Source organism: Streptomyces sp. NPDC060184 (assembly GCF_042728795.1).
In the GTDB taxonomy this organism is placed as follows: Bacteria; Actinomycetota; Actinomycetes; order Streptomycetales; family Streptomycetaceae; genus Streptomyces.
On sequence record NZ_JBHWYX010000080.1, the window covers coordinates 1 to 19,611 of the forward strand.

Sequence of the window (19,611 nt, forward strand, 5' to 3'; positions counted from 1 at the left end):
GGGCGGGAAGTGCCCTGCTGCGGGGCGGGGGGGGGTGTATTATAGAAAGCGCGGGGGCGGGCCGCCCCCGCCCGCCCCCGACCCCCCCCCCCGTACCCCCCCGGCCCCCCCCCGCCCGGCCCCCCAAAACCGGGGCGCCGACGGCGCGCGTCGGCCAGGGCGGCGCGCGGTGGATCAGGAGCTGACGTCCACCAGCCGGACAGTGCTCAGGATCTTGTCGATCGTGGTGTCGGGCAGTTCGTCGTCCACGCCGGTGGCGCCGAAGAGGACCCAGCTCGCGTACGCCCCGTCGCTGTTCTTGAAGCTGAACACGACCGACTTCCCGTCCGTGTCGCACTTGTGCTTGTTCGCCAGGCCGAGCGCGGTGGCGCGGGCGACGCTCCCGGTCAGACCGGAGGTGGTGGTGTACGGCTCCGGGGCGCCGACCTTGACCTTCTCCACGGGGTCCGTCTGCGCGTAGGCCGCCCAGACCCACTGCTCGGCGGTCTTCGTCGCCGCCTCGTCGGTCGACTTGGCGCCCTGCGCGCCCTTGCTGCCGACACCGGCGAGGCTGGTCTCCTCGTCGTGCCCGTCCTTGTCGGAGTCGTCCACGCACCACTTGCTCTTGAGGTACGCGGGCGCGGTGAAAATGGCGGCGGGCGTGCCCGTCGGGTTCTTGGCGTCCTCGAACCCGGCGCTCATGCCGGCGGACGACACCTCCCAGTCGCCCGGTACCTCGAACCGCGTCCCCCACTTGGGGTTGGTGACCACCTTCCACCCGGGCACCGTCGGCTTCGGGTCGTCGTCGCCGCTGCGCGGATTGGCGGGCGGGGAGGTCTTGGCGGAGGGCTTCGCCGAGACGGAGGCCGAAGCCTTGCCGTCGGCGACGTCCTTGCCGCCGGGCTTGTCGTCCTTCTTCATCACCACGACGCCGGTGACGACCGCCGTCACCACGACCGCGGTCGCCGCGACCACGGCGACCACCGCGGTCTTCCGCTTGTCGTCCGGCCGCTGCGGCCCGCCGGGAGGCGCCTGCACGGCGTACGCCGGGACGGTCGGCTGCTGGTACGGGTTCGGCCCGCCCTGCGGGTAGCCGTAGCCGGGCTGCTGCCCCTGCGGGTAGCCGTAGCCGGGCTGCTGCCCCTGCGGCTGACTCTGCTGTCCCGGCTGTCCCGGCTGCCCCTGCGGGTAGCCCGGCTGCTGGTACGGATTCGGCTGCTGGTACCCCGGCTGCTGGTACGGATTCTGGTTCGGGTCCTGCGGGTTCTGCTCGCCCCCGGGCGGCTGCTGTCCTGGCCACATGGCCAGTAACCATAGAGGCACGCGGAGTCGGCGGCCATGGCCGCCCCCGCGCGGGGATGGCCAAGCGCACCTACCCGTGAGTAACATCCTGGCCATGAGCGCTGCAGAAGAGAAGAACCTCGGCGACATGCTCGCCGCGACGGTGCCGATGGTCCGCACCCTCGGCCTCGAATTCCTGGAGACCGGGGCGGAGCGAGCGGTGCTGCGCCTGCCCGACCGGGCCGACTACCACAACCACCTCGGCGGACCGCACGCCGGAGCGATGTTCACGCTCGCCGAGTCCGCCAGCGGCGCGATCGTGATGGCGGCCTTCGGCGACCAGCTCGACCGCGCCGTGCCCCTCGCGGTCCGGGCCGAGATCGGCTACCGCAAGCTGGCCATGGGCGAGGTCACCGCGACCGCCACCCTGGGCCGTCCCGCCGCCGAGGTGGTCGCCGAACTGGACGAGGGCAAGCGACCCGAGTTCCCCGTCACGATCGAGATCACCCGCGCCGACGGCGCGGTGACCGGCGAGATGACGGTGATCTGGACGCTCCGCCCGCACGGCTGATCCGCCCCGCCGTCCGCGCGGTCCCGCGCGGGAACTCCGCCGCCGGGAGCGGCCGTTCCCGAGGGGACCGCGCCCGGTAGGCTGGTGCACTGTGCCTCGCCGCCGCACGGGCGGCCGGCAGGGGGAACACCCGCACGGGAGGAACGGCGTTGCACGTCCAGGAGTGGCTCGAAACCATCCCCGCGCTCAGCATCTACCTTCTGGTGGCGGGCGTCATCGGTCTGGAGAGCCTGGGCATCCCGCTGCCCGGCGAGATCGTCCTCGTCAGCGCGGCTCTCCTCGCGTCCCAGCACGGCGACATCAACCCTTACGTCCTGGGCGCCTGCGCCACCGCGGGGGCGGTCGTCGGCGACTCGATCGGCTACGCGATCGGCAGGAGGGGCGGACGCCCGCTGCTGGCCTGGCTGGAGGGGAAGTTCCCCAAGCACTTCGGTGCCGCCCAGGTGGGCATGGCGGAGCGCTCGTTCGAGAAGTGGGGCATGTGGGCGGTCTTCTTCGGCCGCTTCGTGGCCCTGCTGCGCATCTTCGCGGGACCGCTCGCCGGTGTGCTGCGCATGCCGTACTGGAAGTTCCTGACCGCCAACGTGCTCGGCGGCATCGTCTGGGCGGGCGGCACCACCGCCGTCATCTACACGGTGGGCGTGGTGGCCGAGGCCTGGCTGAAGCGCTTCTCCTGGCTCGGGCTCCTGGTCGCGGTGCTCATCGGCCTGACGTCGTTGCTGGTGCTGAAGAACCGCGCGAAGAAGGCGGCGGCCCGGTCCGAGGAGACCCCGGCCCCGGCCGCCGCGGCGGACTGAGGGCCGAAGAGCCCGGACCGGTCCCGACCGGCCGGCCCGGGGTGCCCGTCCGGCTCAGTCCGTGTGGGCCCGGCGGTGGGCCTTGGCCAGTTCCACGTAACCGGCCGCGTTGAACGTGATCCCCTCCAGCTCCTCCGCGGTGACCGGCCGCTTGACCCGCGCGGGGACGCCCGCCACGAGGGAGCCCGGCGGTACCCGCATGCCCTGGGGGACGAGGGCCTGCGCGGCGACCAGTGATCCGGCCCCGATGTGGGCGCCGTTGAGCACGGTCGCGCCCATGCCGATCAGCACGTCGTCCTCGATCACACAGCCGTGCAGTACGGCGTTGTGCCCCACGGACACCCGGTCTCCGACCGTGAGCGGGAACCCCGGGTCGGTGTGGACGCTGCAGTTGTCCTGGATGTTGCTGTCCGCACCCAGGGAGATCGGGCCGCAGTCCGCCCGCAGCACCGCCTGGTACCAGACGCTCGAACCCGGTGCGAGGGTGACCTCGCCGATCACGACGGCGGTCGGCGCCACGAAGGCGTCCGCGTCGACCGACGGCTCCTTGCCGCCCACGCCCGTGATCAACGGCTGCTCCGCCATGGTCCGCTCCTTCGTCCGACGGTGATGTTCCGGGGAACCGTAGGTGACGCCGTCGCGCCCACCGAAGATCGACGCCGAACATTGGGGTGAACATCACAGAGCGGAGCGCCGAGGGTGGTGGACCTGAGGGCTACCGTGAGCGGGTGCCGAAGAGCAAACACGCGTTCTCCTTCCTCTCCCGCTGGTGGCGCCACGCCGCCTCCCGCGCGGTCCACCGCGGCCGGGCCTGGGTGGGGGAGCACGGCGCGGTGACCGCCGAGCACCCCGGTCCGCTGCGCTTCGGCCGGATCGGGCCCGGCACGCGGCTGGCGTTCCCGCAGGGCACGGTCTTCGGCGAGCCGTGGATCCGCCTCGGGGACCACTGCGTCATAGCCGAACAGGTGACGCTCACCGCCGGGATGATGCCCGGTCTGGAGCTGGGCCCCGACCCCATCCTGACCCTGGGCGACGGGGTCGTACTCGGCCGGGGTAGCCACGTCATCGCCGACACCGCGGTGACCGTCGGCTCGAACACGTACTGCGGCCCGTACGTCTACATCACCTCCACGAACCACAGCTACGACGACCCGGACCAGCCGGTCGGCAGGCAGTGGCCGCGCATGGAACCGGTGGTGATAGGCCCCGGCTGCTGGATCGGTACGGGAGCCGTGGTGCTGCCCGGCGCCCGGCTCGGCCGCAACGTCGTGGTGGCGGCGGGCGCGATCGTCCGGGGGGAAGTCCCGGACCACTCCGTCGTGGCGGGCGCCCCGGCCCGGGTGGTGCGCAGCTACGACCCGGAACGCGGCTGGCAGCCGCCGCTGCGCACGCCCGCGCCCGTGCCGATTCCCGAAGGCGTCACGCCCGCGCAGCTGCTGGACTTCGCCGCCGCGGAGGGCGGCGCGCATCCGGCCTGAACCCGTCCCGGTCGCGCCCGGCCCGAACGCCCCGCCGGGCCGAGTCGGGCGGCGTCACCCCGAGGCCAGCAGTACCGTGCCCATCAGCGCGAGACCCGCGCCGGCCGCCTGGATCCCGCGGAGCCGTTCCTTGAGGATCCCGCGCGCGGCCAGGACGGTCACCACCGGGTAGAGCGAGGCCAGTACCGCCGCCACCGTCACCGAGCCGTGGAGCGCGGCCGTGGCGTACGTACCGTTCGCCGCGACGTCCGCGAGTCCGACGAAGCCCAGCGCGGGCAGCGCCCCGAGGACCACCGCCCCGCCGCCCGCCGCGGGCAGGGCCCGGCCGCCGCGGCGTACCGACACCCACAGCGCCGTACCGCCGACCAGGACGTTGGTGACGCGCTGCACGAAGAGGGCCAGGAACAGGCCCCTCGTGCTGGTCGACGCCTCCGAGACCAGGGACATGACGGCCCCGAAGCCGAAGGCGGCCACCAGCGTCAGCAGCACGGCCCGGCGGCGCACCGGCGCCCCGCGCAGCTCCGGCCCGCCCGCCAGGACGACGCCCGTCACGGCGATGGCGACCCTGGCCAGCTGGGCCGGACCCGGCCGCTCACCGGCGAGCAGGCCGAGGGAGACCGGTACCGCGACGCCGAGCGATCCGAGCGGGGAGACCACGCTCATCGGGCCGAGGGCGAGCGCCTTGTAGAAGCAGAGCATCGCCACCGGGCCGACCGTGCCCGCGGCCACCGCGAACCAGAGCCGGGCACCGGCCTCGCTCCACGCGCCGGTCGCCACCACGGTCGCGCCCAGCACCACCACGGCGATCGCCTGGGAGACGACGACCACCGTCAGCGCCGGGATTCTGCGGGTCAGCAGCCCGCCGCCGAAGTCGGCGAGCCCCCACAGCAGGCTGGTGGCCAGGGCGAAAAGTGCTGACAAGACAGGCCTCGCAGTACAGTGCGGCGAACGGTCGGGGCTGGGGTGCACCACACCGTAGTTCATTATTTTGTACTTCGCCATCAAGGATATTGGACTGAATGTGTCTGATCTCGATCAGTTGACCCAGTCGCTGGCACGGAACCTCAAGCACTGGCGGGGGGAGCGGGGCTTCACCCTGGACGCTCTCGCCGCCCGCGCCGGTGTCAGCCGAGGCATGATCATCCAGATCGAGCAGGCCCGGACCAACCCGAGCGTCGGCACCACCGTGAAGCTCGCCGACGCGCTCGGCGTCAGCATCACCACCCTCCTCGACTACGAGCAGGGCCCGCAGGTCCGCCTGGTCGCCCCCGAGCAGGCGGTACGCCTCTGGTCGACCGAGGCGGGCAGTTCGACCACCCTGCTCGTCGGCGCCGAGGCGGGAGGGCCGTTCGAACTCTGGTCCTGGCACCTGGAACCGGGTGACGGCATGTCCTCCGACCCGCATCCGGAGGGAACCGTCGAACTCCTCCACGTCACGGCCGGTGAACTGACCCTGGTCGTCGGCGGCGAGCCCCACACCGTCCCCGCCGGCACCTCCGCGACCTTCCAGGCGCACGTCTCCCACGGCTACCGCAACGACGGCACGGAGCCGGTCGAGCTGACCATGGCCGTCTGGATCCCGCCGGTCCGCTGAGACCGGCAACATCGGGCCCGCGAGCTGCTGTTAGCGTTGATCCATGCGCGCACCCATCGGCAACTTCGACGACGACGCCGCCGCCCCGGCGGCCGACCGCACCGGCCTGCTCACCGGGCCGGTCGCCGCGGCGGTGACCCGAGGCTGGGGCGGGTTCGCCGCCGAGCAGATCCTCCACGTGGACACGGACCCGGACCTCGCCGACACCGCCGTCTTCATCGAGCACTACGGCGCCGGTCTCCTCGACGAGTCCGCCAACTGCGTGGTCGTCGCGGGCAAGCGCGGCACCGACGTCACCCTGGCCGCCTGCGTCGTGCTCTCCCGGACCCGCGTCGACGTCAACGGCGCGGTGCGCAAGCACCTCGGCGCGCGCAAGGCGTCCTTCGCGCCGATGGACGTCGCCGTCGGCGAGAGCGGCATGGAGTACGGCGGGATCACGCCCATCGGCCTCCCGTCCGCCTGGCCGCTGCTGATCGACCCGGCGGTGGTGGACGAGGAGTGGGTCCTCATCGGCAGCGGCAGCCGCCGCGGCAAGCTCATCGTCCCCGGCAAGTCCCTCGCGGCCCTCCCGGGCGCGGTGGTGGTGGAGGGGCTGGGCATCTGAGGGATCAGGTGCCGGGATCCCCGGCACCCGTGTCCCTGGCACCCGTGTCCCTGGCGCCCGTGTCCCGGGCGTGGGCGGCGTCGGTCGGAGTGACGCCGGGCGAAGTGGCGTCGGGCGGAGCCGTGTCCCCGGCGCGCGTACGGCGGACGCCCGCGTACTCCCCGTCCGTGAAGCGGTCCACCGCGAAGTCCACCGCGTCCCGCACCGGCACCAGGGTGCAGGCGGCCTCGCCCACCCGGCCGGTGCGAACGGTCCCCGGGCCCGCCGACCGCGCGAACTCCGCGCCCACCGCGACGAAGTCCGCGTCGTCGAGCGCCACGTCCTCGTAGGCCCACCACCGCCTCCCGCCGGGGCCGCCCACCACGCAGCGGTAGCGGCGTACGGGTGGCTCGGGGACGCGGTACTCGGCGAGGTGGAAGGCGCTGAACGTGCCGAAACCGGTGCCGAGCAGCAAGGCCTGCGCGCCCGCCTCGTACAGACGGGCCAGCGGTGAGTCCTCGCCGAGGTGGCAGTCGGCGCGGTGGTCCCGGGTCAGCCGCGCGGCCTCTGCGCCGAGCGCGGCGAAAGAGGTCTGCGGGTGGCCGCTGCGCCGCGCGCCGGGTGTCCGCCGGACCGCCTCGGCGAACCGGCCCATCGTCGGGGCGGGCGTGGTGGCCGGGTCGAAGGCCGGCATGTCCGCGCGGACCCGGGCGCGCTCCGCCTCGGTGAGCCCGGCCACCCGGGCCAGATGGGCGCGCGAGGTGTCGGAGTTCTCCGGCGTGAAGGCGGGGACGACCAGCGTCCCGGCCGGGCCCAGCGCCCCCCGCACCCCCGCGACCACGCCCGCCGCGCCGCGGTCCGGCGGGCGAACCGCGCGCAGCGAGGCGTGCACGATCAGCGTGGCGCCCGGACGTACACCCAGGGCGATCAGCTCGGCGGCCAGTCGCTCCGGGTACGACACAGTCTCCACAGCCGGTCATTCTCCGCCGCCGCCCGGACCCGCGGAAGAGCGTGACCGGCAACGGCGGAATCGGTCGCCAACTGATCGAAGCAGGGCGGACCGGGTCAGCGCAGGGACGGAATTTCGATGGCGGGGCAACGGTCCATGACCATGTCGAGCCCCGCTTCGCGCGTGCGTGCGTACGCGGCCTCGTCGAGCACCCCCAGCTGGAACCAGACGGCCTTCGCCCCGATCGCCACGGCCTCGTCCGCCACGGCGCCGGCCTGCTCGCTGTTGACGAAGACGTCCACCACGTCCACCGGGAACGGGATGTCCGCGAGCGAGGCGTACCCCTGCTCGCCGTGCACCGTCTCGGCCTTCGGGTGGACCGGGACGACCCGCTTGCCGAAGCGCTGGAGGACCCCGGCGACCCCGTGGGCCGCGCGCGAGGTGTTGGTGGAGAGGCCGACCACGGCCCAGGTGTCGCCGGAGTCCAGGAGAATCCGCCGGATCGTCTCATCGTCTGCGTACATGTCACCGACAACCCGGGCCGCGGCCCTGCCATTCCCGTACGACGATCGACCCGACGGGCACCACCTAGGGTGGACGCATGCAGGAGCAGTACCGGACAGTTGCCCGAGCGGGCGTGCACGAGACCGAGATCAACCGGTCGCGTTTCCTCTGCGCGCTCGCCCCCGCCGCCACCGAACAGCAGGCGCAGGACTTCGTCGCACGCGTCCGCAAGGAACACCCCACCGCCACCCACAACTGCTACGCCTACGTGATCGGCGCCGACGCCTCCGTCCAGAAGGCCAGCGACGACGGCGAACCCGGCGGGACCGCCGGAGTGCCGATGCTGCAGATGCTGATGCGCCGCGAGGTCCGGTACGTCGTGGCCGTGGTGACCCGGTACTACGGCGGGGTGAAGCTCGGCGCCGGTGGCCTGATCCGGGCTTACGGGGGAGTGGTCGGCGAGGCGCTGGACGAGCTCGGCACCCTCACCCGCCGGCGCTACCGGCTGGCCACCGTCACGGTCGACCACCAGCGGGCGGGCAAGCTGGAGAACGACATGAGGGCCACCGGCACCGCCGTGCGCGAGGTGCGGTACGCGGAGGCGGTCACCCTGGAGATCGGCCTGCCCGACGCGGACGTGGCCGGATTCCGGTCCTGGCTCGCCGACGCCACGGCGGGCTCCGCGACGCTCGAACTCGGCGGCGAGGCGTACGGGGACGCGTGACCGCACGGGCTGCACGGCCTCGGGACCGGGGCCCTGCGAGGTCCCGCTCAAAGGCCCGCCGAGGTCCCGCCAAGGTCCCGGTGAGGTCCCGGTGAGGATCGCCACCCCCCGGCGATGCGGGAACCTGGGCCCGGCGGCATTAGCGTGGGGTGCGCACGGCCGCGCCCGGGACCGCTGACGGTCCCCGAGCCGCGGGCCGGCGCACGCGGCAGGAGACCGGGACGGCCCGGACAGGGCGTGGCCGTTGCCGGCCACGGGGCGGAGGACCAGGAACATGCGGACCACAGCGGGCGGAGCGACGCCTTGAGACTGCTGCACACCTCGGACTGGCACCTGGGCCGGTCCTTCCACCGGGTCGCCCTGCTCGACGCCCAGGCCGCGTACCTCGACCACCTCGTCGCCACCGTCCGCGACCGTGAGGTGGACGCCGTCCTCGTCGCCGGTGACGTCTACGACCGCGCCGTGCCGCCGCTCGCCGCCGTCGAACTCTTCGACACCGCCCTGCACCGGCTCGCCGCCCTCGGGGTGCCCACCGTCATGATCTCCGGCAACCACGACTCCGCGCGCCGGCTCGGGGTCGGCGCCGGACTCATCGACCGGGCCGGCATCCACCTGCGTACCGACCCCGCCGGATGCGGCACCCCCGTCCTGCTCACCGACGCGCACGGCGACGTCGCCTGCTACGGACTCCCCTACCTCGAACCCGCCCTGGTGAAGGACTCCCTCGGGGCCGGGAAGGCCGCGCACGAGTCCGTCCTCTCCGCCGCGATGGACCAGGTCCGCGCCGACCTCGCCCGACGCGCGCCGGGCACCCGCTCCGTGGTGCTCGCCCACGCCTTCGTCGCCGGCGGCGAACCCAGCGACAGCGAGCGCGACATCACCGTCGGCGGAGTCGCCGCCGTCCCCGCGGGCGTCTTCGACGGGGTCGACTACGTGGCCCTCGGCCACCTGCACGGCAGCCAGCGGGTGAGCGAACGCGTCCGGTACTCCGGCTCCCCCCTCGCGTACTCCTTCTCCGAGGCCGACCACCGCAAGACCATGTGGCTGATCGACCTGGACGCACGGGGCGCGGTCACCGGCGAACGCGTCGACTGCCCCGTACCCCGGCCGCTCGCCCGGCTCCGCGGCCGTCTCGACGCACTGCTGGAGGACCCCGTCCTGGAGCGGCACCGGAACTCCTGGGTCGAGGCCACCCTCACCGACCCCAGCCGCCCCGCCGACCCCATGGCGCGCCTCGCGACACGCTTCCCGCACACCCTCAGCCTCGTCTTCGACCCCGAACGCGACCCCGAGGACCCGCTCGCCTCGTACGCGCAGCGCCTCGAGGGACGCGACGACCACCAGATCGCGGAGGACTTCGTGGCGCACGTGCGCGGCGGCAGCGGCCCGGACGAGTCGGAACGCGCCGTGCTGCGCGCCGCCTTCGACGACGTGCGCGTGGACGACGGGGTCCGCGAGGTGTCCCGATGAGGCTCCACCGGCTCGTCCTCACCGCCTTCGGCCCCTTCGGCACCACCACCGAGGTCGACTTCGACGCACTCTCCTCGGCAGGCATCTTCCTGCTGCACGGACCCACCGGCGCGGGCAAGACCTCGGTGCTCGACGCGGTCTGCTACGCCCTGTACGGAGCCGTCCCCGGCGCACGCCAGAGCCCCGGCGCCTCGCTCCGCAGCGACCACGCCGACCCCGCCACCCCCACCGAGGTCCTGCTGGAGCTGACCGCGGGCGGCCGGCGCCTGGAGATCACGCGCGCCCCGGCCCAGACCCGCCCCAAGAAGAAGGGCGACGGCTACACCACCGAGAAGGCCCAGAGCCGGCTGCGCGCGTACGACCCCGAGAAGGGCTGGCAGGCCCTCAGCAAGTCGCACCAGGAGATCGGCGAGGAGATCACCCAGCTCCTCGGGATGAGCCGCGACCAGTTCTGCCAGGTGGTGCTGCTCCCGCAGGGCGACTTCGCACGGTTCCTGCGGGCCGACGCCGAAGCCCGCGGCAAGCTGCTCGGCCGGCTCTTCGACACCCGGCGCTTCGCCGCCGTCGAGGAGCGCCTCGCCGAACTGCGCCGTACGGCCGAGTCGCGCGTCAGGGCCGGGGACGAACGCGTCCTCGCCACCGCCCAGCGGCTGGCACAGGCGGCGGGCTCCGCCGCCGAGACGCCCCTGCCGACGGCCCAGCCCGGCGAACCCGGCCTCTCCGAAGGAGTGCTGGGGTGGGCGGCGATCGCGCGCACCGGCGCACGGGAGCGGCTGGACATCGCCCGCGTCGCGGCGGACGCCGCGGAGGAGCGGCGGACGGCGGCCCGCGTCGCGCTGGACGAGGAGCGTGAACTCGCCCGTCTCCAGCAGCGTTTCGCGGAGACCGAGCGGCGTGCGTCAGCCCTGGAGGACGGCCGCGCCGAGCGCGACCGCTGCGAGGAGCGCCTGGCGCGGTCCCGCAAGGCGGAGTTGATCGTCCCCGCCCTCGAACTGCGGGACGCCGCCGAGCGCGAGGCCGTCGCGGCGGGCGCCGCCCGCGACCGGTTCCGTACGCGGCTGCCCGCCGAACTCGCCGACGCCACAGCCGCCCACCTCGCCGAGCTGGAACGCCGCTACCGGCAGGAACTGGGCGGCCTCGACGCCGCCCGGCGCGCCGAAACACGCAGCGCCGCCATCGACGCCGAACGCGCCGCGCTCGACGGCGAGTCGGCGCAGGACGACGAGACCGTCCTCGAAGCGGACGCCTGGCTGGCCGGCTGGGAGCGCACCCGTACGGCCCTGCTCGCCGAGGTCGAGGCGGCGCGGGAGGCCGCGACCCGGACCGAACAGCTCGCCGCGCGGCTCGCCTCCGCCCGGCACCGGCTGGACGCCGCCCGGCGCCGGGACGCTCTCGCCCGCGACATCGACGGCGCCCGTCAGGAGCTGACCGCCGCCCGGGAGAGCGCGCTCGCCGCCCACGAGCGGTGGCTCGGCCTGCGGGAGCGCCGACTGCGCGACATCGCCGCCGAGTTGGCCGCCGGGCTCGCCGCCGGAGAGCCGTGCGCGGTCTGCGGCTCGGCCGAGCACCCGGCTCCCGCGCGCGCGGGCGACGGACACGTGGACCGCGCCACCGAGGAGGCCGCCCTCACCGCCCACCGGGCCGCCGAACAGGCCCGGGTCCGGGCCGACCAGGCGCTCGGACTCCTCGCGGAACGCCACACCACCGCGCGGGCCGAGGCGGCGGCCGGGGGCACGGCGGACGCCGCGGCTGCCGCGGCGGGGGCCGCCACCGGTGACCCCTCGGCCGCCGAACTGGCCGCCCACGTCGTGGAACTGACCCGCGAGCACGGCGACGCCCACCGGCTCGCCGCCGGAACGCACCGGGCGCGCGAGAACCTCGCCGCCGCAGAACGGGAGCACCAGGAGCGGCTGGACCAGCGCCGCCACGCCGAACGGCGCGCGGCCGTGAGGGTCTCGCGGCGCGAGGACCTCGACCGGGAGCAGCAGGCCCTGGAAGCCGAACTCTCCGGCGTGCGCGAAGTGCCCGGCACCATCGCGGACCACGCCGACCGGCTCGCCCGGCGCGCCGACCTGCTGGCCGAGGCCGCCGACGCCGTACGGGCCGAACAGAGCGCGGCCGAACGGCGCAAGGAGGCGGACGGACGCCTGGCCGACGCGGCGTTCCGCGCCGGGTTCGACACCCCGCAGGCGGCCGTCGCGACCCTGCTCGACCGGGCCGCGCAGCGGCAGTTGCAGAACCGGATCGACGTCTGGCAGGCCGAGTCGGCCACCGTCGCCGACCGGCTGGCGGAGGAGGACGCCCGCGAAGCCGCCGCCCGCGAGGGCGCCTCGCCGGACCGGGCGCGCGAGAGGTACGACCGCGCCGAGGCCCTGCTGCGCGACGCGTCGGCGGCGCACTCCGCCGCCCGGGAGCGCCGCACCGAACTGGACCGCCTCTCCCACGAGGCCGTCCGGGAGGTGCGCGTACTGGGCCCGCTCCGCGCGGAGTACGAACGGGTCGCCCGCCTCGCCGCGCTCGCCGCCGGCACCTCCGCCGACAACGAGCGCAAGATGCGGCTGGAGTCCTACGTACTCGCCGCCCGCCTCGAGCAGGTGGCCGCCGCCGCCACCGTCCGGCTCCAGCGGATGTCCGCCGGCCGCTACACCCTGGTCCACTCCGACGCCCGCACGGGAGGCCGCCGGTCCGGGCTCGGGCTGCACGTCGTCGACGCCTGGACGGGCCGGGAACGCGACACCGCGACCCTCTCCGGCGGAGAGACCTTCTTCGCCTCCCTCGCCCTCGCGCTGGGCCTCGCCGACGTGGTGACCGACGAGGCGGGCGGAACACGGCTGGACACCCTCTTCATCGACGAGGGCTTCGGCAGCCTGGACGAGCAGACCCTCGACGAGGTGCTGGACGTCCTGGACGCGCTCCGCGAGCGGGACCGCAGCGTCGGCATCGTCAGCCACGTGGCGGACCTGCGGCGCCGTATCCCGGCCCAGCTCGAAGTCGTGAAGGGGCGGCAGGGATCGACGGTCCGGCACCGTCTCGGCTGACCGCACCCGGGACCGGCTCCCGTGAACCGGCCACGCGGGTGGGGCGGCGGTACCCGCAGCCGGGCCCTTTCAGCTGCTCGGCAGTCGGCCGGCCGCCTCAGCGCTCGGCAGTCGGCCGCCTCAGCGCTCGATCGGGCGCCGGGGGAGCGGGGAGGAGTACACCACGCTCGTGGTCACCGAACCGAGGCCGCTGATGCGCCCGGTCACCTCCTCCAGGTGGCGCATCGAACGGGCGGTCACCTTCAGGACGAAGCAGTCGTCCCCGGTGGTGTGGTGGGCCTCGACGATCTCCGGGGTGGTGGCGAGGAGATCGTGGAACGGCTTGTAGTTGCCGGTCGGGTAGCGCAGCCGTACGAAGGCGAGGATCGGCAGGCCGAGGCGCTCGGGCTCGACCACCGCGCTGTATCCGCTGATCACACCGAGCTCCTCCAGCCGCCGCACCCGTTCGGTCACCGCGCTGGGCGACATGGCCACGGCCCGGGCCAGTTCGGCGAAGCTGGCCCGGCCGTCGCGCTGCAGGACGTCGAGAATGCGCCAGTCGGTGGCATCCGGTGAATAGTCGGTCATGAGTCCAGACAACAGGGGAATCCCCGGCCGATCAAGCAGAGCGGCGTGGATCGTTCCTTCTGGCGGGCGCGTGGCCCGCCTAGATTTGAGCCCATGAACACGACCCCGCCCCGTTTCGCACCGCCCGCCGCGCCCACCCTTTCCGACCACCCGGTTCTGCGGGTACCGCCCGCCGCTCCGGCTGCCGCCGCTGCCTACTTCGCCGCCTCGCTGGCCTTCCACGCCGATGTCTCCGACGTCGCCGCGGCCCTGAGCCTCGACGCGGGCCCGGGTGTGATCGTCCTGGACAGCCGCTCCACGGCCTCCTGGGACCAGGGGCACATCCCGGGCGCCGTACACCTGCCCACCGCGCTGATACCGGAGCAGGCCGCCCGACTCCTCGACCCGGCCGTCCCCGTCGTCACCTACTGCTGGGGGCCGGGCTGCGACGGAGCGACGCGGGCGGCCCTCGCGCTCGCACGGCTCGGCTACCAGGTGAAGGAGATGCGGGGCGGATTCGAGTACTGGGTACGCGAGGGCTTCGCCTTCGAGACCCCGCGCGGAACCGAGCGGCGCCCCACCGACCCGCTCACCGCACCGGTGGCGGACGAGGAGTGCGGCTGCTGATCCCGCCTGCCGCACCGGTCTGCCGCATCCCCGCATCCGCCTGCCACGGGGCGCGTGGGGCCTCGGCCCGGCCTGCCCCGCGTGTCGCGGAGCGCTCCGGCCTGTGTCACGCGCTCCTCCGGCCGGTCACGCGCTCCTCCGGCCGGTCACGCGCTCCTTCGGCCGGTCACGCGTCGCGGAGCGCCTCCAGCAGAGGCTTCGCACCGGTGCCGGAAGGGAGTCCGCTCACCTGCCCGTCGCCCACCTCGACCACCCGCCACACCCCGTCCTCGCGCAGTGCCAGGTCGGTGGTCACCAACCGGCAGCCGAGCCGCCGCACCGCCTCGCCGACCGCGCCCGTTTCGGGCAGGGGTCGGTCGTCCGGGGTGTCCGGATGGGCGGTCACCAGGACGGGTGCCCCGTCGACCCACCACACCCGCGCCTCGCCGCCCGGGACGAACCGCTCGAAGGCGCGTACCACCACTCCGCCCGCGAGGAAGTCGCCCTGGAGAGCGACCAGCCGTCCGACGACCGTGGCCAGCGCCTCGGAGTCCCCCAACTCGGGTACGAAACAGGCCTCGTGCCACTCGTGCTTCCGGGACTTCACGAAGTCCTTGACGATCCCCGGTCCCCGGCCGAGCGGTCGCGCGAGAGCGGACCAGAACGCGCCGTCCTCCGGTGCGGGCGCCGACGCGGAGAGCGGGTGCCAGACACTCCGCGGCGTCAGCCCGTCGAACACGGAGTACCAGCCCGGAAGTTCATGGGCCCTCCGGTACGCCGCGGCGTCCGTGAGCAGGGTGGCTCCCCGGTCCGCGAGCGCCAGCTCCAGCTCCGCGTACCGCTGTACGGGAATCATCCAGCCCCTGTACCAGTACGGGCCCGAGCCGCGCGGCACCCGGGCGACGGCTCCCGCCGCGTCGCCCGCGAGCAGGGCGTCATGGTCGAGCAGCGCGGTGACGGCGCCCATGTCCCGTACCGTTCCCGCCTCTTCGGCGAACGCCGGGTCCGGACGGCTGGGGCGCAAGGGGTCGGCGCAGAGGAGGAAACCTGGCATCGGTGGGCGCCTTCGGTCGCGGTGCGGGGTTCGGGGAGGTACGGACGGGCGGGAAGGAGGATGAGGTGTGGGGCGGTGTGGTGCCGGCGTGGTCCGGACGGCGTTGCCGCCGTCCGGACCACGCCGGTGCACCGGGCGAGGTCCCGGGGGCGACGGGACCTCCGGTCGAGGTCCCGCGGCCGACGGCTGCCGCGCCGGGGGACCGTCCGGGCTCAGAGCTTGGAGAGCTCCTCGACCAGGTCGTCCAGGCCCAGCGAGCCCTGCGACAGGGCCGCCATGTGCCAGGCCTTGAGGTCGAAGGCGTCCCCGTGGGCCGCGCGGGCGTTCTCCCGGCCCAGCAGCCAGGCACGCTCGCCGAGCTTGTAGCCGATCGCCTGACCCGGCATGGAGAGGTAACGGGTCAGCTCGCTCTCCACGAAGTCCGCCGGGCGGCCACTGTGGGCGCCGAAGAACTCCTGCGCGAGTTCCGGGGTCCACCGCTCACCCGGGTGGAACGGCGATTCCGCGGGGATCTCCAGCTCCAGGTGCATGCCGATGTCCACGATGACCCGGCAGGCGCGCATCATCTGCGCGTCCAGGTAACCGAGCCGCCGCTCGGCGTCCGGCAGGAAGCCGAGCTCGTCCATGAGCCGCTCCGCGTACAGCGCCCAGCCCTCGGCGTTGGCGCTGACCTGGCCGACCGACGCCTGGTAGCGGGAGAGCGAGGAGGCGACATGCGTCCACTGGGCGATCTGGAGGTGGTGGCCCGGCACGCCCTCGTGATACCAGGTGGACACCAGGTCGTAGACCGGGAAGCGGGTTTCGCCCATCGTCGGCAGCCAGGTGCGGCCCGGGCGGGAGAAGTCCTCGGAGGGACCGGTGTAGTAGGGGGCGGCGGCGCCTCCGGGCGGTGCGATCCGCGACTCCACCTTCCGTACGCGCTCGGCGAGTTCGAAGTGCGTGCCGTCGAGCGCGTCGATGGCCTCGTCCATCAGGTCCTGGAGCCACTTCTGGACCTCGTCCACGCCCTCGATGTGCTTGCCGTGGACGTCGAGGTGCGCGAGCGCCTCCCAAGGACCCGCCCCGGGGAGGATCTTCGCCGCCTCGGTCTTCATCTCGGTGAGCAGCCGGTGGTATTCGGACCAGCCGTACGCGTACGCCTCGTCCAGGTCCAGATCGGTACCGTTGAAGTACCGCGACCAGCGGGCGTACCGCTCACGGCCCACGGTGTCGGGCGAGCCCTCGATCGCGGGTGCGTACACCTCGTTCATCCAGGTGCGCAGGGCCACCAGAGCCTCGGTGGCGACACGGGCGGCGCCGTCCAGCTCCTCGCGGAGCGCGTCGGGGCCGGGCGCGACGAAGTCCGCGAAGAACCCCGCGCCCTCGCCGTCGCCTCCCACCCAGGCCGTCAGCTGCTCGACGAACGTGGCGGTGGGACGGGGGCCGCCGTGCAGCTTCCGTTCGAGGCCGAGGGCGAGCGAGGCACGGTATCCCGCCAGCGCGTCCGGAACGGCGTGCAGCCGGTCGATGACCGCGGCCCAGTCCTCGTCCGTCTCGGTGGGCGTCACCGTGAAGATCTCCCGGACGCTGTGGGCCGGGGAGTGCAGGTTGGATACGGCCCGCAGGTGCTCGTCCGCGTCGTGGACGGCGATCTCGGCGGTGAGGCGTTCACGCAACAGCCTCCCGCAACGCCGCTCGGCGTCGCTGTCGGCGCCCGGAAGCAGCTCCGCCGCGTCCAGCTCCACCAGCGTGGCACGGGCGAGGTCCGCGATGGCCTGCTGACCTTCCGGCGAGAAGTCGGGCAGGCTGCGGTGGCTCGCCGGGACGCCCAGATACGTGCCGAGGATCGGGTCGAGATCGATGATCGCGTCGACGTAGGCGTCGGCGACCTGACGGGGCAGTGCGCTGTTCGAAGTGTCTGACATGCGGACATCCTCGTACGCGGACCGACTTCCCGTCACCCCGGTTCTGCGCGGCACCGGAAGCGGGTGGTCGAGTACGGCGTCCGGAGCCACCCCGGAACGCACCGGCTCCCTGCGGTGCGGGGTTCTCCCGCACCGCAGGGAGCGTCCGGGAATCGACTGTGCGATTGGCCGGATCAGCGCGGTGGCCGGACTTCGAGCGGGTGCTCAGCAGTGCTCAGGGGCTCGGTGCTCAGTGGTTCTGAGGGGGCCAGTGGGTCTCACGGGCTCAGCGGTACTCGGGGGGCTCCACGGAGCGGGTGCCGTCCGCCACCATGGACGGGGACGTGACCGTGGTGGCGCGGCGGGAGGCCAGCCGTGCCGTGATCACCAGGGTGCCTTCCTCGATCTGGTAGTCGAGGGGCAGACCGAGCCCGCGCATCGCCGCGACCATGCCGGTGTTGTCGGCCTGGGTGACGGCGTAGACGGAGTCGCAGCCGGCCTCGGCGGCCAAGCCGGCCAGTCGGCGCAGCAGCTCGGAGCCGACTCCGCGCCGCTGCCAGTCGTCCTCGACGATGAGGGCGACCTCGGTCTCGTCACCGTCCCAGAGGAGGTGGCCGAGTGCGACGATCCGTCCCGCGTCGGTCTGTACGGAGAGGGTGCGGCCGAAGCGCGGGCTGAGCAGGTGGTCGAGGTAGCGGTCGGCGTCCGCGACCGGGCCGTGGTAGCGGAGTGCCAGGGTGCGCGCCGAGCAGCGGTCGTGCATCTCGCGTGCTGCGACGAGGTCGCTCTGGTCCGCCCTGCGCACCGTGATCTCGGGGCCCTCGGCGAGCGTGAGGATGTCCTCGCTGCGCGGGACGCGTGGGCCGAGACGCGCGTCGAGCTCGACGAGAGCGCGGGCCCGGGCGAACTCGGTGGGCGTGAACGGCAGGTACGGGCGCTCCACCGTGATCACGCCGCCGGAGGGGTCGCGCAGGCGCATGACCGTCTCTTCCAGCACCCCTTCAACGGGGGTGCCCTCACCACCGGTGATCCGGCCGGTCACGGAGACCGCGGGGAGCGAGTGGATGGTGCAGCGGCCCAGCAGCTGGCGGAGTGCGAGCGGGAGTTCCGCCGCGTCCAGCGCGGTACGCGTGGCCAGCCCCAGAACCCGCGTCGGGGTGTCCACCAGATCGTGGGCGTCGGCCCGCTCGATCCAGGTGGACGCCCCGCCCGCGGCGGAGACCTCCCGGGTCAGCTCGGAGGCGCTCAACGACGAGGGCGCGCGCAGCAGGAACTCGTCGACGGTGCCGTCCGCCAGCGGGTGCGTCTGGAGGGTCAGGATGTCGATACGGAGACGGGCGAGCGCGATGCACAGCGCCGCCAGGCTGCCGGGCGCGTCCTGGACCGTCGTCCGCATCCGCCACAGAACCGTCTCGTCGAGGGCGGGCGATGCCTCGAAGGACAGGTTCAGGCCGAGCTCCGCGCCGTATCCGACGGCGGTTCCGCCGGATACGGAGTCCCCGCCCTCGGGCGGTGGGGCGTGGCTGTGCCTCCGTGCCCACCAGGTGTGGAAGGTGGCGGTGGCGGTCAGGGCCACCGCCGAGGCGGCGAGCAGATACGGGCCGTCGGGCTGGTGCCCGATGAGGTTCGCGACGACGTCGGCCACCGCCACGGCGGTGAACAGGGCGGCGAGCTCGATCAGATCCCGTCGCCAGTGGTGGGGGCGGCGGGCGGTCTTGGCGGATGTCACATCAGTCATGAGTTCACTGTGACCGAGTGGTGTTGCCTGATCACGAACGCATTGTGACCGATGGGTTAAGTGTGGATCTAGTCGCCTTTCGTCACTTTTCGGGCGTCTGTTGGTCTCGATTGTCGGAATTGGGAAGCCGGGAGGAGGGGGTCGGTCCTCGCTCGGGGCTACTGGCCTCCGAGTGAGGGTGTGATTTCCATACGAGTCCCATTCGAGTCCGATATGGGTTCGATACGCGCCCGGTTCGCGCCCGGTCCGCGCCCGTCGGGGCCCGGATCCCGCGAAGTCATCGGGGAGAGCGATTCCCGCAACGGGTGATTGACGTCCACGTCGGTGGTGCCCCGGCCCATCCGTATTCCGCCGAGCCCTCCTCCAGGGCGTCGAGGCGCGCGTACACCCCGCAGCAGCCGGAGAACGACTCGAACCGCGGCCGGTCGCCGTTACCGGTGACGACGGGATCGAGGGAGGACCCCGACTGCCGCTGGTGGTAGCGGGCCGAGGCCACGTCGGCGACGGCCGGCAGACCGCGCGCCGCGGCCCCCGGGGACGCCAGGAACCCGGAGAAGAACCGGGACGGGGCCCGGCGCCGCGCGGAGTGAGGCCACCGGCGGTCTCCAGCCCGAGCAGGCCACCGACGCGCGAAGAACGCAGTGCGGAGGGACGTCGGCAGGACAGGGTCTGTACGGAACGGGTCATGGGAAAACGGTAGATGCCACCACTGACATCGGGTCCGGGGGCGGGAACGGACGCCGCGTCCGTTCCCCCCCCCCCCACCGGCCACCCCCCACACCCCCGCGGATAAAATACCCCCGGGTCCCCGGCGGA

General features: G+C 73.6%; 18 protein-coding genes and 1 pseudogene. 9 read left to right on the forward strand and 10 right to left on the reverse strand.

The genetic code is table 11. From position 1 onward, the window contains the following. Positions 1–174: 174 nt before the first annotated feature. Positions 175–1,281 carry a hypothetical protein gene (locus tag ACFWEE_RS31830; protein ID WP_386894585.1) on the reverse strand — a complete coding sequence of 369 codons (1,107 nt, stop codon included), beginning with the start codon at positions 1,279–1,281 and terminating at the stop codon, positions 175–177. A gap of 94 nt (positions 1,282–1,375) precedes the next feature. Here ACFWEE_RS31830 and ACFWEE_RS31835 point away from each other — a divergent pair, with 94 nt between their 5' ends. Both ACFWEE_RS31835 and ACFWEE_RS31840 read left to right on the forward strand, forming a co-directional pair. After that, entirely contained in the window at positions 1,376–1,831 is a 456-nt protein-coding gene (locus ACFWEE_RS31835) for a DUF4442 domain-containing protein (protein WP_386894587.1), read from the forward strand. A 149-nt stretch (positions 1,832–1,980) separates the two neighbouring features. Further along, complete coding sequence (locus ACFWEE_RS31840) at positions 1,981–2,628, forward strand: DedA family protein (protein ID WP_386894589.1); 648 nt, start codon at positions 1,981–1,983, stop codon at positions 2,626–2,628. Between the two features lie 54 nt (positions 2,629–2,682). On the opposite strand, the gene ACFWEE_RS31845 is transcribed toward ACFWEE_RS31840, so the two are convergent. Then, entirely contained in the window at positions 2,683–3,213 is a 531-nt protein-coding gene (locus ACFWEE_RS31845; RefSeq protein WP_386894591.1) for a gamma carbonic anhydrase family protein, read from the reverse strand. Between the two features lie 143 nt (positions 3,214–3,356). On the opposite strand from ACFWEE_RS31845, the gene ACFWEE_RS31850 reads away from it, so the two are divergent. Continuing rightward, positions 3,357–4,106 (forward strand): acyltransferase, encoded by a 750-nt coding sequence (locus tag ACFWEE_RS31850; RefSeq protein WP_386894593.1) that lies wholly within the window; start codon positions 3,357–3,359, stop codon positions 4,104–4,106. A gap of 54 nt (positions 4,107–4,160) precedes the next feature. On the opposite strand, the gene ACFWEE_RS31855 is transcribed toward ACFWEE_RS31850, so the two are convergent. Then, on the reverse strand, positions 4,161–5,027 hold the full coding sequence (locus tag ACFWEE_RS31855) for an EamA family transporter (protein ID WP_386894595.1): 867 nt from the start codon (positions 5,025–5,027) through the stop codon (positions 4,161–4,163). A gap of 100 nt (positions 5,028–5,127) precedes the next feature. Here ACFWEE_RS31855 and ACFWEE_RS31860 point away from each other — a divergent pair, with 100 nt between their 5' ends. After that, complete coding sequence (locus tag ACFWEE_RS31860; protein WP_386894597.1) at positions 5,128–5,700, forward strand: helix-turn-helix domain-containing protein; 573 nt, start codon at positions 5,128–5,130, stop codon at positions 5,698–5,700. 43 nt (positions 5,701–5,743) lie between these two features. Next, positions 5,744–6,304: a YbaK/EbsC family protein gene (locus tag ACFWEE_RS31865; protein WP_386894599.1), complete on the forward strand. Its 561-nt coding sequence runs from the start codon at positions 5,744–5,746 to the stop codon at positions 6,302–6,304. Positions 6,305–6,308: 4 nt separating this feature from the next. Here the strand turns inward: ACFWEE_RS31865 and ACFWEE_RS31870 are convergent, their stop codons facing one another. Both ACFWEE_RS31870 and ACFWEE_RS31875 read right to left on the reverse strand, forming a co-directional pair. Beyond that, positions 6,309–7,253: an aminoglycoside N(3)-acetyltransferase gene (locus tag ACFWEE_RS31870; protein WP_386894601.1), complete on the reverse strand. Its 945-nt coding sequence runs from the start codon at positions 7,251–7,253 to the stop codon at positions 6,309–6,311. Between the two features lie 95 nt (positions 7,254–7,348). Continuing rightward, positions 7,349–7,756, reverse strand: a complete 408-nt coding sequence (locus ACFWEE_RS31875; protein ID WP_386894603.1) for a CoA-binding protein — start codon at positions 7,754–7,756, stop codon at positions 7,349–7,351. A 77-nt stretch (positions 7,757–7,833) separates the two neighbouring features. On the opposite strand from ACFWEE_RS31875, the gene ACFWEE_RS31880 reads away from it, so the two are divergent. From ACFWEE_RS31880 to ACFWEE_RS31890, 3 genes are all read left to right on the forward strand, one after another. Beyond that, on the forward strand, positions 7,834–8,460 hold the full coding sequence (locus ACFWEE_RS31880; protein WP_386894605.1) for a YigZ family protein: 627 nt from the start codon (positions 7,834–7,836) through the stop codon (positions 8,458–8,460). A 303-nt stretch (positions 8,461–8,763) separates the two neighbouring features. After that, entirely contained in the window at positions 8,764–9,930 is a 1,167-nt protein-coding gene (locus tag ACFWEE_RS31885) for an exonuclease SbcCD subunit D (RefSeq protein ID WP_386894607.1), read from the forward strand. Then, entirely contained in the window at positions 9,927–12,968 is a 3,042-nt protein-coding gene (locus ACFWEE_RS31890; RefSeq protein ID WP_386894609.1) for an AAA family ATPase, read from the forward strand. Before ACFWEE_RS31885 ends, ACFWEE_RS31890 begins: the two co-directional genes overlap by 4 nt. 120 nt (positions 12,969–13,088) lie before the next feature. On the opposite strand, the gene ACFWEE_RS31895 is transcribed toward ACFWEE_RS31890, so the two are convergent. Next, positions 13,089–13,535 (reverse strand): Lrp/AsnC family transcriptional regulator, encoded by a 447-nt coding sequence (locus tag ACFWEE_RS31895; protein ID WP_386894611.1) that lies wholly within the window; start codon positions 13,533–13,535, stop codon positions 13,089–13,091. A 93-nt stretch (positions 13,536–13,628) separates the two neighbouring features. Between ACFWEE_RS31895 and ACFWEE_RS31900 the strand changes: the two genes are divergently transcribed. Continuing rightward, positions 13,629–14,141 (forward strand): rhodanese-like domain-containing protein, encoded by a 513-nt coding sequence (locus ACFWEE_RS31900; protein ID WP_386894613.1) that lies wholly within the window; start codon positions 13,629–13,631, stop codon positions 14,139–14,141. 166 nt (positions 14,142–14,307) lie between these two features. On the opposite strand, the gene ACFWEE_RS31905 is transcribed toward ACFWEE_RS31900, so the two are convergent. The 4 genes and pseudogenes from ACFWEE_RS31905 to ACFWEE_RS31920 all read right to left on the reverse strand — a co-directional run. Beyond that, positions 14,308–15,174, reverse strand: a complete 867-nt coding sequence (locus ACFWEE_RS31905) for an ATP-grasp domain-containing protein (RefSeq protein ID WP_386894615.1) — start codon at positions 15,172–15,174, stop codon at positions 14,308–14,310. 212 nt (positions 15,175–15,386) lie between these two features. Next, entirely contained in the window at positions 15,387–17,078 is a 1,692-nt protein-coding gene (locus ACFWEE_RS31910; protein ID WP_386894617.1) for a DUF885 domain-containing protein, read from the reverse strand. Between the two features lie 265 nt (positions 17,079–17,343). Beyond that, complete coding sequence (locus ACFWEE_RS31915) at positions 17,344–18,786, reverse strand: GNAT family N-acetyltransferase (protein ID WP_386894619.1); 1,443 nt, start codon at positions 18,784–18,786, stop codon at positions 17,344–17,346. Positions 18,787–19,058: 272 nt separating this feature from the next. Next, a pseudogene (locus ACFWEE_RS31920) lies at positions 19,059–19,482 on the reverse strand (SWIM zinc finger family protein); the annotation flags it as partial. Positions 19,483–19,611 lie beyond the last annotated feature (129 nt).